The following is a 13,601-nucleotide window of genomic DNA, read 5'->3' as shown; positions in this document are numbered from 1 at the left end:
ATGTTTACTTTTCTAACTTATTTTCTAATAAAAACTGTCTCACTTGTGAGATAAAATAAAGAGAACCTGTGATAACATAAAAATCCTCTGTTGACGATGAGTTATAGCTATTCAGCCATTCCTTAAAATTCACCACTTTGGGATAATCACTTGGGTAATTGTCTAAGCTAACTGCATTTGGATAGTCAAAAGTGGTTACGGTTAGTTGACCAACTGTGGTTAATTGTTCCAACATGACTTGAATTGGCTTGGTATCAATAGCTGCAAAGAGAATATGAATCTTTTTATGATCAAACTCTGTTTTCAACAAGTCCACCAAGACAGCAATACTTTCATTGTTGTGAGCGCCATCAATCATCAGATTATTTGCCACCAGTTCTGTTCGACCCAACCATGAAGCCCGAGCAAGAGCAGTACGAATGCTCTCCTCTGTCACTTGTGGATATTGGTCTTGTAAAAGCATACTTGTCATCAGGGCTAGACCAGCATTGGCAACCTGATGTTGACCTAACATTTTTAAAGAGAGATGGTTTAAGGTCAGCCCATTCCAGATGAAATCAAAATTTCTGCTTTGACCTAGCACTTGGAAATCATGACCAAGTTCAAAAGTCGGACTCTTTGTCTCTTGCGCTCTAGCATAAAAGACTGATTTAACTTCTGGGCGATTCTCAGCAAATACAAATGGTACTTTATCTTTTAAAACACCTACTTTTTGACTAGCAATGTCCTCATAAGACTGACCAAGGATATTTTGATGGTCTAAGCCTATTGACGTACAGATAACAGCTAAGGGATCAAAAACATTTGTCGAATCGTAAAGCCCACCTAGTCCTGCCTCAATGATAGCAATATCAACAGGATGGACTTCACCAAAATAAAGAAACATCATGGTCGTGATGATTTCAAACTCAGTTGCAGGCTCATAACCTGTTTCTTCTGGCAAACGCTCTGCTATAGGCTTGATTATAGCTAGCAAGCTCAGTAGATCCTCTTGGGAAATCATGGTGCCATTTAAAGAAATACGCTCTCTAAAATCCATGATATAGGGTGATGTAAAGGTTCCGACGACATAGCCTGCTTCTGTAAAGATACTTTGCAAATAGTGGACTGTCGAGCCTTTGCCATTTGTCCCAACAACATGGATGCCTTTAACCTTATCCTGTGGATTGCCTAGTTCATTAAGCAACCACTTCATGCGTTCAATACCAGGTTTAATGCCAAATTTTAATTGGTCATGAATCCAGGCTAACCCCTCTTCATAGGTCATTGTTTCATTCTGATTTGTCATAGAATAAGTATAACAAAAGAGCTGGTCTTTTGACCAACTCAAGGATATTATTTTTGTTAAACTTATGGTTTTTGGGGATTTTTCATAAGGATTAATTGGCCGATGATAAAGAGCAAAACTGCAATCCAAATAAAGATAAAGCCCAACAATTCACCTGAAGCAATCGATTCTCCAAAAGCTGTCACTGCAATCAGCAATTGAATGGTTGGATTGATGTATTGAATAAAACCAACTTGATTAAGTGGTGCTCGTTTTACCCCTTCTGAGAAGAGTAAGAGCGGAATGGCTGTAACGGCTCCTGATAATATGAGTAAGATATTCTCTAGAAGTGACAAACTCTCAAGCTTAACTGATGAAAATCCCAAGAGATAGACTAGACTAACTGGCAGAATGACCCCAGCTTCAAAAAGCATAGCAACATCACTAGATAAGGAAATTCCTTTTTTAATTAAACCATAAAAGGCAAAACTAAAGGAAAGCAAGAGCGTTATGAAAGGAAGGGAGCCTGTCTGATACACCAAAACTCCCACTCCAACGAAGGCTAAGGAAATGGCTAACTTGGCGAAGTTTGACAAGGTTTCCTTTAGAAAGATTACCGAGAGTAAGATAGAAACTAAGGGCATGACGTAATAGCCTAGACTAGCTTCTGTTGCTTGCCCATGTGTGACAGCCCAGATATAGGACAACCAGTTGACTGTAATCAAAATACTTGCCAGAACCATGCGCCAAAAAATCGTTTTGGTTTTCCATAAATTGGTAAGCTCAAACAAAAACTTTTTAGACTGTCCTGAAAGTCCCATATATACCACCATGGTGACCACTGTCCAAAGGATGCGATAAGCAAAAATATCATAAGCTGGAATAGCTCCTAACTGCTTCCAATAAAGGGATAACACCCCCCAGAGGATATAGGCAGAAAAAGCTAAGATTAGCCCTTTTATTTTAGTCGTCAACAGATACCCCTTTTCGATCAACCTCTAAATCCAAAATCATATCTGGTAACTCCTTATTTAAGGCTGATATGAAATCTGCTTTTTTATCTTTTGGTAGCAAGGTCATGACAGTTGGACCCGCACCTGATAGATAGGTTGCATAGGCTCCATATTTTTGACCCAATTCTCTGATTGCGGCAAATTCAGGAACTAGTTTTTGACGGTAAGGTTCATGGAAGCGATCCTGACTCATGGCACGTCCTGCCATTTCTAAATCGCCCGTTAACAAACCTGCTACAGCTATATTGGCAACAGATGAAGCTAAAACAGCTTCTTTGAAGTCAAGTTCTTGGGGCAATACTTGTCTGGAGTCGCTGGTCTTCAACTCATAAGCTGGCACATAAGCTACCAAGGCTGTCTCTGGAAAATCCGCCACAATCTTATTTAACTCTTGATTGATGTAAGAAGCCACCACTAGATTACCAAAGATAGCAGGTGCGACATTATCTGGATGTCCTTCTATTTTTGTAGCAATGCTTAATTTGTCATCATCAGATAAATTGAGCTGCGCCAATTGATTAGCCAATTCAATCCCTGCTACGATAACGGAGGATGACGATCCTAAGCCTCTAGCTAAAGGGATATCAGAAACCATCTTAATGTGATGGGGATGAATCTCAGGTGCAACGTTTAAGGCGGTCTGGATGAGTAAGTTGGTCTCATCAAAAGGTACTCCAGCTAAGTCATGCTCAATCATCCACTGATTAGTTTCTTCTAAAACCTCAATCCTTAAATAACAAGTCACAGCCAGTCCGACAGAATCAAAGCCTGGTCCCAAATTAGCTGAAGTAGCTGGAACACTAATTTTCATGCTATTCTCCTAAAACTTTGAAGCAATTTTCTAAAATAAATGCTTCCGAACTTTCAATAGCTAGCATGATATCAGCTAGCTGCTTACGATTAATGGTGTGAGTAATGACAGTTATTAGGGCTTTTCCTTGGTCGGCTTTACCTTGTAAAACCTGATCAAAAGAAATGGCTTGTTCTTCAAATAACTGTGCCAAATGTGATAGTTGACCTGGTTGATCACTGGCCTCAACTGCAAAATAATAGGCACTAGAAACTTCTTCTGCTTTAGCCATCTGACTGGGACGTACATAAGCATTAAAAGGTTTAATCGCTTTTCCATCCACAAGATAACGACTTATTTGTATGATATCTGCCATCACGGAAGTTGCTGTCGGTTTTTGCCCAGCTCCCGGTCCATAGTACATCGATTGACCAATACCAATAGACTCAACAAAAACAGCATTCATCACATCATTAACAGCAGCTAAAGGATGACTTACTGGCACAAGAGTTGGAACGACTTCTGCCCAAATGCCAGAATGAGTCTCTTGAAGATCACCGACCAGTTTTATAACATACCCTAATTCCTTAGCAATAGCAACATCATTTGATTTGATAATATTGATCCCTCTATGCTCAATAGAATCAAAATCAATAGCCATACCAAAGCCAAACTGACTCAAGATCGCTACCTTGTACGCGGCATCAATCCCTTCAACATCATTAGTTGGATCACTTTCGGCGTATCCTAGAGCTTGAGCGCTAGATAGAGCTTTTTCATAAGTCCAGCCTTCCTCAACCATCTTGGTAAGCATATAGTTTGACGTACCATTAAGAACACCTAAAATACGGGTAATTTTATCTGCCGTAAATGATTCTGATAGCGTGCGTAAAATAGGAATTCCTCCTGCTACAGCAGCTTCATAGGCAAACATAACATTATTTTCTTGGGCTAAAGCAATCAATTCTTGACCATGAATAGCAATCAAATCCTTATTAGCAGAAACAACGTGTTTACCTGCTTTTAAAGCTTGACTGATATAGGTCTTAGCGGGCTCTATTCGCCCCATCAATTCAACGACAATCGTAATCTCATCGTCAGAAAGAATATCATCAATAGCGGTCACAAAATCGTAGTTATTTCCTTGAGAAACCAAGCGGTTAGCTTCATCCATTGATCTAACCAAAACTTTACTAATCTCAATATCAATCCCTGCTAAGGTAGCAATTTTTGAATAATTCTCTTTTAATAAGTAGGGAATACCACTGGCAACTGTCCCAAAACCAAGTAAACCGATCTTAACTACCATAATGTACCTCGTTTTTTTCTGTTTGCATTACTCCATCTAGTATAGCAGAATGTTTTGAGAATTTACAAGATTTCCTCTATTTTCTTGTGATATAATAGAAGAAACTGATGAGGAGTTATCTATGTCAAAAAAGAAAATAATTAATCTACTCTTATCTCTAAGTTGTGTAGCTTTAAGCTTAATGTTAAGCTTGGGAATATCTGCTAGTCAGACTGTTATGGCTAAAAATAAGGTGAAGCAACAAGAAACCAAGAAGACGTCCCAAAAATTGACTTGGAAAAAACAAGAGCAGCCAGTGCAAATCCCCATTCTCATGTATCATGCCATCCATGAAATGTCTCCTGAAGAAAGTGCCAATGCTAATCTGATTGTCGCTCCAGATCTTTTTGAACAACACATTAAGGCATTATCAGACTCTGGATACTACTTCCTAAGCCCAAAAGAAGCCTACAAAGCTTTAACCAGCAATAAACTGCCACAGAAAAAAGTCGTTTGGATTACCTTTGATGACGGCAATGCAGATTTTTACACCCATGCCTACCCCATTCTTAAGAAATACAAAGCCAAGGCAACTAACAATATCATCACTGGCTTTGTCCAAAATCACTCAACTGGCAATGTGACCGTCAAACAGATGGCAGAAATGTCTAAACATGGCATGTCCTTTCAAGGGCATACCGTTAATCATCCTGATTTAAGCATAGCTGATACTACAAGTCAATTAGGCGAACTCGTTGATAGCAAGGATTTTCTAGACCATGAGTTAACCCAAAAAACAACAACGATAGCCTATCCTTCAGGGCGGTATAGTCAAGAAACGATTGACTTATCTAAGCAAGCTGGTTATAAGCTAGGACTAACAACTAATGAAGGTCTAGCAAGTGCTGCTGATGGCTTAATGTCTCTAAACCGTGTTCGTATATTACCGACAACGACACCTGACATCCTTTTAGAACAAATCTCAGTCAATTAAATAAATCAAAACCAGCCTAGTTAAACTAAGCTGGTTCTTTTATACTCGAAGAAAATCAAAATCTCGCTAAGGAAAGAGCCGTAGATAATACTGAAGTTCATCAAGGTAAATTCGACAACTTCAGATTTTAATTTTCAATGAGTATTACTATCCTAAGACAAGGGCATCGTCATTAAGCATTTGACCAGAGTTTTTATGGAAGAGATCCATGAGTTGCGAAACGGTTAGATTTTTCTTTTCTTCTCCTTTGACATCAACGACAATTTTCCCTTGATATAACATCACGAGACGATTACCGTACTCGATAGCGTGTTCCATATTGTGGGTAATCATAAGCGTTGTCAAAGCATGTTCTTCTACTACTTTTTTAGTTAAAGCCATTACCATATCACTTGTTTTGGGATCAAGAGCAGCGATATGCTCATCTAAGAGGAGAATATCCGGTCTAACAAGCGTTGCCATAGAAAGCGTTAAAGCTTGACGTTGCCCACCAGATAAGAATCCAGCATCTGTTTTCATACGATTTTCTAAACCAAGGCCTAATTCTTTTAATGCTTCTTTAAAAAGTTCACGTTCCTTATCAGTCACTGCTTTTTTGAAAATACTACGTTTTTTTCCACGAAGATAGGCAATCGCCATATTCTCTTCAATAGTTAAATTAGTGGCTGTTCCCATTCGGGGGTCTTGAAACACACGACTAATATGTTTTGAGCGAGTGGCAACCGAATCCTTCTTGATAGATTTTCCTTTAAGTGAAATCTCTCCCTCATCCATCTGGATAGCACCAGCAATCGTATTAAGTAGGGTTGATTTACCAGCACCATTACCACCGATAATAGAGATAAAATCCCCCTCTTCGACATCCAAATCTAAGCCACGAAGGACATGGTTTTCATTGATGGTTCCTTTTTCAAAAATTTTATGCACATTTTGTAAGCTAAGTAAAGACATGTTAGTTTTCCTCCGTTAGGGATTTAGATGATTTTACACCAAGTTTTGAGCGAATTTCAGGAATGTACAAGATGATAGCAAGGAGAACTGCTGATACCAGTTTAATCATTTGAGCATCCACACTAGCTGTTAGGATGACCACAATAATCAAGCGGTAAATGACAGAACCTAAAACAATAGAGATAAGGCGTTTTCCAAGTGGCAAATGTTTGATAATCACCTCAGCTAAGATCACAGAAGCCAAACCGATGATAATGGTTCCCACCCCCATATTAAGATCAGCGTAGCCATTATTTTGTGCTAACAGTGCACCAGAAAGGGCAATCAAACCATTCCCAATCATGTAGCCTAACACCTTCATTTGATTAACATTGATACCATTAGCCTGCCCCATATGGATGTTATCGCCAGTCGCACGAAGGGAAAGACCAAGCTGAGTATTTAAGAACAGCATGAGAGACAAAATAACCAAGGAAATGAAGATGACACCAATAAGAATGACAGCGTAAGTTTTATCAAGACCCAAATCTTGAAACATGCTTACCAAGGTATTTTGCATAGAAAGAGACACATTTGAACGCCCCATTACCAAAAGATTGGTTGAGTATAATCCTGTTAAGGTGATAATCCCTGTCAACAATGGTGGAATCTTCATTTTAGTATGGAGAAAACCAGCTACAAGTCCAACAAGCATTCCCCCAGCCAAACCTGCTAGTGTTGCTAAAACAGGGTGCCAACCATTGAGGATACTAACAGAAGCTACTGCCGCACCCATAGGAAAAGCCCCTTCAGCTGATAAATCCGCAATATCTAAAATACGAAAGGTAATGAATACCCCAATAGCCATAATGGACCAAAGTAGCCCTTGTGAAATACTTGATAATACAATATCCAACATCTTATTTTCCTTTTTTCTAACCTTTATTTTTTATCTTCAACTGCTGACATATCAATGTTTAACAGTTTCGCCATTTCATCATTAACCTTTACTGTAAGGTTTTCAGGTGTTTCAACTGAAATATCTGAGACATTTTTACCTTCTAGAATCTTAACTGCTTGACGAGCTGTTTGACGACCTAGCTCTTCAAAGTCTGGCCCGTATGAGAAGAGTGCACCTTTTTCAACCAAGTCTGCATTAGCTGCGTAAACTGGAATCTTCATTTCCTTGGATAACTCAGTGACAAGAGTAATAGAACTATCAATGAGATTATCCGTAGGCATGTAAAGCACTTCTGTTTGGTTCATCAGTGAACGCGCAGTATCCTGTACATCATTTGTTGAGGCAATTCCCTTTGTCACGACTTCAATGCCTTCTTTTTTGAAAACCTTTTGGGCTTCTTTGACCTGAACTTCTGAGTTACGCTCATTGGTCGTATACATAATCCCAACTTTTTTCAAGTTTGGCATGACTTTTTTCAATAAAGCCACACGTTCCTTGGTCGGAGCCATATCGGTAGTCCCTGTTACATTACCGCCTGGCTTCTTCATACTCTTGACCAACTTGGCAGACAGAGGATCTGTCACAGCTGTAAAAGTGACTGGTACTTCTGACGAAGCTGTCGCCAAGGCCTGAGCTGCTGGTGTTGCGATGCCAAGCACTAGGTCATTATCCTTAACCAACTTTTCAGAAATACTTTGAAGATTGGCTTGATCTCCTTGAGAATTTTGGTAGTCGATGACAATGTTCTTGCCATCCTCATAACCTGCCTTAGACAATTCATCGACGAATCCCTCACGCGCAACATCTAAGGTTTCAAATTCAACATATTGTAAGATACCAATATGTTTAGCGTCCTTATCACCTTTGTCAGACGACTGAGAACAGGCTACTAAAAATACACTAACAGCTAAAAGTCCTAAAATGGCTCCAAATAATTTCTTCATGTTATTCTCCTTACTTTTTTGTAATAGAAGTGAGATCAATTCCTAACAACTCACTCATCTCATCATTGACAGTAACATCCATACCTTGAGGTTCTTCTGCTGGAATGGTCGCAATATCCTTACCTTCTAAAATTTTTATGGCTTGACGAGCTGTCTGGCGCCCCAACTTCTCATAGTTTGGACCATAAGCAAACAGGACACCTTTTTTAACTAAATCAGCGGATCCTGAAACAACTGGAATCTTTAATTCCTTAGACAAATCAGTGACAATCGAAATCGAACTATCAATAAGACCATCTGTCGGCATAAATAGAACTTCCGTTTGTTCCATTAATGTTCTCGCTGTATCCTGAATGTCATTTGTTGACGAGATCCCTTTTACTACTGTTTTGATACCAGCTTCCTCAAACGCTTTTTTTGCTTTTTCAACTTGTAACTCTGAATTAAGCTCACTTGTTGTATACATAATACCAACTGTCTTGACTTCCGGCATTACTTTTCTCAAAAGCTCTACGCGTTCTTTAACTGGAGCCATATTGGTTGTTCCTGTAGCGCGACCTCCAGGCTTATCAAAAGATTCAATGACCTTTGCAGAAACTGGATCAGATACGGCTGTAAAAAGCACAGGAGTATCCGTTGACATACTCGTCAAGGATTGCGCTGGCTGTGTCGCTATTCCTAACACAATATCATTATCAGAAACTAGTTTTTCTGACATCGTAGGCAAGGATGATTGGTCACCTTGAGCATTTTGATAATCAATTTCAATTGTCTTACCATCTTTGTAACCATGTTTTTCTAACTCCTTTATAAAACCTTCTCGTGCGGCATCCAGAGGCTCCAATTCAACATATTGTAAAATGCCGACATGCTTAACATCTTTAGAAGCTTGTCCCGAAGATTGAGAACATGCACTCAAAAGTAATGCTACCGCAGCTAGTCCTAGAATAACTTTGAATTGTCTTTTCATACTCCTTCTCCTTATTAGCTCAATAATGACAGAGGATAATCCATAAAACAAAAACCGATTAGACTATTCGCCTAACCGGTTTTCTAGGTGCATGCATAAATCCTAAAAATAGCCGCTTAGACTCATATCATCTAATCGGCTATTGACAGTTGAAAAATGCTTTAGCCTCATAGATACAAACTGGGAACGTTTGTACCTACAAGGTTACAAACGTCTATCTAAAGAAACCAAAGTAATAATATGAGTTTGCTTGACCCATCATGGCAGACGTTTGTTTTAACATATTTCTTTCTCCTTGTTTTATGATGGTTCTAAGTTTATCTTAAAAGAAATCATTTGTCAATAGATTTTTCTGAATAATTCAAAAATATTTTATTTTCTCACTACACGGGTCATCTATAGTCATCTAGCGATTCAGCTAACTTTCACTTCTTATTGAGGTCTTTGGTATTAATTTTTAAGTCCTTTGCCATTTCTTCATTCACAACTAACTCGGTATCTTTAGGGTATTCGGCTGGTATGTCATTTACTTTTTGACCTTTCAAAACCTTGATAGCCATTTGAGCAGTTTGACGTCCCAATGCACGGTAATCAGGACCATAAGTCATCAAACCTCCCTCTTCTACCATATCGGCTGATCCACCAATAACGGGTATACCACTTTCCCTTGATAAATCCCCTAATAAAGTCATGGCACTCGCCACAATATTATCTGTTGGTACATACAAAACATCCGTCTCCTTCATCAACTGCTTGGCAGCATCTTGAACATCATTGGTTGATGTAATACCTTTGACGATCATTTTATAGCCGGCTTTTTTTAATAAGGCTTTGGCATTCTCAACTTGCACCTCAGCATTTCTTTCACTAGTTGTGTACATTATTCCGACTGTTTTCGCTTTAGGTAAAACTGTTTGCAATGCTGTAAATAGAGGCTCCAGAGGTTGACGATTGCTAACACCTGTTACTAAACCATCAGGATTTTTCATAGATTTAACCAATTTAGCTGAAACTGGATCAGTCACAGCTGAGAAAATGATTGGTTTATCAGTATTAGCCACCTGAAGTGCCTGAGAGGATTGTGTCGTAATACCAATCACTAGATCATTATCCTTAACCAAGTTTTCAGAAATACTTTGTAAAGAAGCATGATCCCCCTGAGCATTCTGATAATCAAGAACAATATCCTTGCCATTTTCATAACCTTGCTTTTCAAGCTCTTCTATAATACCCTCTCGGGTTTCCGTCAGAGACTCATGCTCCATATACTGCAAAATCCCTATATGCTTAACATTGGCTTGCTCACTCCTAGATGAACAAGCTCCTAGCAATAAACTAGCACTAGCTAACAATCCTAATAAACCTAACCTACACTTCATCATCGTATCCCTCCGTTATCTAAATTACCTTATCTAACTCATTAAAACCTATAGTTTTGACAATTGAAAGATATCAGATAAAAGTGCTGATAATGCCCTAGATTTTTAAAGAATGGGAGCTCAAAAAAGAATCTTTTATTAGCCCACTTCTATAGATACAATCAACTGCTTGTACCTATAGATACAAACATCTAATCACTATAAATACAGTCAAAAAAGAATGATGTAAATAGTGTGTTAAATGTTTTCATGCCAGTATTCCTTTCCTACTTTTTATTTACAATCTCGGGTAGAATTTAAACTTATTTATCTTTTTCGATACCTGAAACGTCAATATCTAATGCCTTAGCCATATCATCATTAACTGCTACATTCAAAGCTTCTGGGTATTGAGCAGACAGCTTAGAAACGTCTTCTCCCTCTAGAACTTTGACAGCCATTTTAGCGGTTTGTTCCCCAAGTTTCTCGTAGTCTGGTCCATATGAGAAAAGTAAACCTTCACCAACCATATCTGCGGAGCCACCCACAACAGGAACTTTACTCTCTTTTGACAAATCTCTAAGGATAGGGATCGCACTAGCAATAATATTGTCAGTTGGCACAAAAATCAGATCTACATCCTTCATGAGGCTTTTGGCTGTGTCCTGCACATCATTAGTTGATGAAATCCCCTTCTTAATAACTTTGATATCAGCTTTCTTAAAGAGTTTTTCAGCTTCTTCAACTTGAACTTCTGAATTACGCTCACTCGTGGTATACATGATACCCACTTTTTTAGCATTTGGTAGAACTTTCTGAATTAATTTAACCTGTTCATCGACAGGAGACATATCACTTGTACCAGTTGCTACGCCATCTGGTGTTTTCATCGTTTTTACCAATTTAGCAGAAACTGGATCTGTTACAGCAGTAAATAAAATGGACGTATCTGACGATGCAGTCACTAAAGACTGAGCAGCTGGTGTAGCAATCCCTAACACCAAATCATTATCTGATACTAATTTTTCAGAGATAGATTGAAGATTAGCCTGGTCTCCTTGAGCGTTTTCATAAGCTATTTTAATATCTTCACCATCCTGATAACCTTCTTCTGCTAATCCTTTTTCAAAGCCCTTGCGTGCCGCTGTGAGAGATTCATGCTCCACATACTGCAGAATACCAATTTGTGGTACTTCCTTTGAACTAGTCTTATCTCCAGATTGAGAACATGCTGCTAATAATAACGAAGCTGCCCCAAGAGTAACAATTGTTTTCCATGATTTTTTCATTTTCAAATCCTCCAAATAATCTGTGCTATCAGTAATTAACGAAAATCAAAATCAGATGAGATAGACTAAGAAAAGCTTAGCTACAGTCAACCAATTTAACAACATATAGTTGTGATTTTCGAAAATATAAGAAATATAGTCTTTTGAATTAACTTTGATACATAATCACCTTCGGCTTGTCGTACTCGAGTACTGTCCACCTCTCAACTCCTTGTCTGAAAGTTCATTCATTCGACTATAGGATGACTTTCCTAAACATTTACAAAAGTGTCATCATAAACAAAAAACCAGTTAGAATAACTCTAACTGGTTTGAATTGACTTTATCAAAAAGTCACTTATCAAGTAGTGATCTCGACCAGTTAGATAAAATCTAATCAGCCAAGTCAACCTTAAAATGCTTTAGCCTCATAGATACAAACTTGCGCACCGTTTGTACCTAAGAGCTACAAAAGGTTATCTAAAGAAACTAAAGTTAAAGAAAGTATTTTGTTTAGTATCGTTTAACCGACTTAAAAGCATTCCTTGTTCTCCTTTGTTTATGATTGTCACTAAGTATAATACATGATTTTCTACCTGTCAAGCATTTTATAGAATTTTTTGATAATTCAACTAAATTAATCCATAAAATCTACTAACAATAAAGGGATAAAGAGCAATAATCATCTACAGTAGTCTAAGCATTATTTCAATCAAACGATGACTCAACCACTCGTCCATATTGGCTAACAAAACAAAAAAACAGGCCTTCCGAAACCTCGGAAAGCCTATTCTTATACGCTTTTACGCATTATTTAGCGATTGGGTAAACAGATACTTGTTTTTTATCGCGTCCTTTACGTTCGAAACGTACAACACCTTCAACTTTTGCGAAAAGTGTATCATCACCACCACGACCTACGTTAGCTCCTGGGTAGATATGAGTTCCGCGTTGACGGTAAAGGATTGAACCACCTGAAACAGTTTGTCCATCAGCAGCTTTAGCACCAAGGCGTTTAGCTTGTGAATCACGTCCGTTTGATGTAGAACCTCCACCTTTTTTGTGGGCGAAAAGTTGCAAGTTAGCAAGATTCATTTTTAACATAATGTTTGTCCTCTCTTTGTTTAATTGGCAATGACGATTGTTGTAATAAACTCACTAGAGTTTTCAGCTAAATTAGTCATGCCTAGGAGAAATGATTCAAATAATAGTTGAACCTTCTCATTTTTAAGGTCAGCTAAGTCAGATATGGCTATCTTCATATAACCGCCATCAATCTCATCGATTGTTACATCTGCTGTACAGTTCGTTAAACCTTCTAAAGAATTAACTAAGTTAATCGCTAGCGTCGAAACGGCTGCACATACGATATCATAACCAAATTCACCACTTCCAGCATGGCCTGTTAGTTCAACACTAGCAAGTTGCTGATTTGTCCGAATAAAGGTTGCTTGAATCATAAAGATTAAGCGTTGATAGCGTTGATAACAACTTTAGTGTAAGGTTGACGGTGACCTTGTTTACGGTGGCTACCTTTTTTAGGTTTGTATTTGTAAGAAACAACTTTCTTTTGTTTACCTTGTTTTTCGATAGTACCAACGACTGTAGCTCCTTCAACAACTGGAGTACCGACTTTAGTAGTTTCACCACCAACAAGAACAACTTCGTTAAAAGTCACTTCTGCGCCAGCTTCAGCGTCAATTTTTTCAACGTAGATAGCTTGACCTACTTCAACTTTAACTTGTTTACCACCAGTTTTGATGATTGCGTATGTGCTCATGATGCACCTCCTATAAAAATATTGGTTTGAGGTTTTAC

13 protein-coding genes, 1 pseudogene and 1 other annotated feature (1 of these 15 only partly in view) are annotated in these 13,601 nt (G+C 38.3%); of the genes and pseudogenes, 1 reads left to right on the top strand and 13 read right to left on the bottom strand.

Annotated features, from left to right (window positions below):
* Positions 1-4: 4 nt before the first annotated feature.
* The 4 genes from C0J00_RS04300 to C0J00_RS04285 all read right to left on the bottom strand — a co-directional run bounded on the left by C0J00_RS04300 (position 5) and on the right by C0J00_RS04285 (position 4,379).
* On the bottom strand, positions 5-1,267 hold the full coding sequence (locus C0J00_RS04300) for a bifunctional folylpolyglutamate synthase/dihydrofolate synthase (RefSeq protein ID WP_104968835.1): 1,263 nt from the start codon (positions 1,265-1,267) through the stop codon (positions 5-7).
* Positions 1,268-1,350: 83 nt separating this feature from the next.
* The gene (rarD, locus tag C0J00_RS04295) at positions 1,351-2,241 is read right to left on the bottom strand and encodes an EamA family transporter RarD (RefSeq protein WP_104967715.1); all 891 of its coding nucleotides are present in this window, start codon (positions 2,239-2,241) and stop codon (positions 1,351-1,353) included.
* Positions 2,231-3,091 (bottom strand): homoserine kinase, encoded by an 861-nt coding sequence (thrB, locus tag C0J00_RS04290; protein ID WP_104967714.1) that lies wholly within the window; start codon positions 3,089-3,091, stop codon positions 2,231-2,233. Before thrB ends, rarD begins: the two co-directional genes overlap by 11 nt.
* Before the next feature lies 1 nt (position 3,092).
* Complete coding sequence (locus tag C0J00_RS04285; RefSeq protein ID WP_104967713.1) at positions 3,093-4,379, bottom strand: homoserine dehydrogenase; 1,287 nt, start codon at positions 4,377-4,379, stop codon at positions 3,093-3,095.
* A gap of 181 nt (positions 4,380-4,560) precedes the next feature.
* Here C0J00_RS04285 and C0J00_RS04280 point away from each other — a divergent pair, with 181 nt between their 5' ends.
* Positions 4,561-5,352, top strand: coding sequence for a polysaccharide deacetylase family protein (locus tag C0J00_RS04280; protein WP_233995889.1), 792 nt, complete (start codon positions 4,561-4,563; stop codon positions 5,350-5,352).
* A 147-nt stretch (positions 5,353-5,499) separates the two neighbouring features.
* Here the strand turns inward: C0J00_RS04280 and C0J00_RS04275 are convergent, their stop codons facing one another.
* The 9 genes and pseudogenes from C0J00_RS04275 to rplU form a co-directional block, all read right to left on the bottom strand.
* Complete coding sequence (locus C0J00_RS04275; protein WP_104967711.1) at positions 5,500-6,303, bottom strand: ABC transporter ATP-binding protein; 804 nt, start codon at positions 6,301-6,303, stop codon at positions 5,500-5,502.
* A 1-nt stretch (position 6,304) separates the two neighbouring features.
* On the bottom strand, positions 6,305-7,201 hold the full coding sequence (locus C0J00_RS04270; protein ID WP_104967710.1) for an ABC transporter permease: 897 nt from the start codon (positions 7,199-7,201) through the stop codon (positions 6,305-6,307).
* 23 nt (positions 7,202-7,224) lie between these two features.
* The gene (locus tag C0J00_RS04265) at positions 7,225-8,187 is read right to left on the bottom strand and encodes an ABC transporter substrate-binding protein (protein WP_104967709.1); all 963 of its coding nucleotides are present in this window, start codon (positions 8,185-8,187) and stop codon (positions 7,225-7,227) included.
* A gap of 10 nt (positions 8,188-8,197) precedes the next feature.
* Positions 8,198-9,157 carry an ABC transporter substrate-binding protein gene (locus C0J00_RS04260; protein WP_104967708.1) on the bottom strand — a complete coding sequence of 320 codons (960 nt, stop codon included), beginning with the start codon at positions 9,155-9,157 and terminating at the stop codon, positions 8,198-8,200.
* A gap of 425 nt (positions 9,158-9,582) precedes the next feature.
* On the bottom strand, positions 9,583-10,536 hold the full coding sequence (locus C0J00_RS04255) for an ABC transporter substrate-binding protein (RefSeq protein ID WP_104968834.1): 954 nt from the start codon (positions 10,534-10,536) through the stop codon (positions 9,583-9,585).
* A gap of 305 nt (positions 10,537-10,841) precedes the next feature.
* Positions 10,842-11,804 (bottom strand): annotated as a pseudogene (locus C0J00_RS04250) (ABC transporter substrate-binding protein); the annotation flags it as partial.
* Between the two features lie 789 nt (positions 11,805-12,593).
* On the bottom strand, positions 12,594-12,887 hold the full coding sequence (rpmA, locus tag C0J00_RS04245) for a 50S ribosomal protein L27 (protein WP_000916503.1): 294 nt from the start codon (positions 12,885-12,887) through the stop codon (positions 12,594-12,596).
* A gap of 20 nt (positions 12,888-12,907) precedes the next feature.
* A complete protein-coding gene (locus tag C0J00_RS04240; protein ID WP_104967706.1) occupies positions 12,908-13,243 on the bottom strand; it encodes a ribosomal-processing cysteine protease Prp in 336 nt (111 codons plus the stop codon).
* Between the two features lie 5 nt (positions 13,244-13,248).
* Complete coding sequence (gene rplU, locus C0J00_RS04235) at positions 13,249-13,563, bottom strand: 50S ribosomal protein L21 (protein ID WP_018380488.1); 315 nt, start codon at positions 13,561-13,563, stop codon at positions 13,249-13,251.
* Between the two features lie 36 nt (positions 13,564-13,599).
* Positions 13,600-13,601 (bottom strand) — a sequence feature (ribosomal protein L21 leader region); it runs 72 nt beyond the window's last position.

Source organism: Streptococcus pluranimalium (assembly GCF_002953735.1).
In the GTDB taxonomy this organism is placed as follows: domain Bacteria; phylum Bacillota; class Bacilli; order Lactobacillales; family Streptococcaceae; genus Streptococcus; species Streptococcus pluranimalium.
The sequence above is the reverse complement of the archived record's forward strand: the minus strand, read 5'-3'. Positions and strand labels throughout refer to the sequence as shown.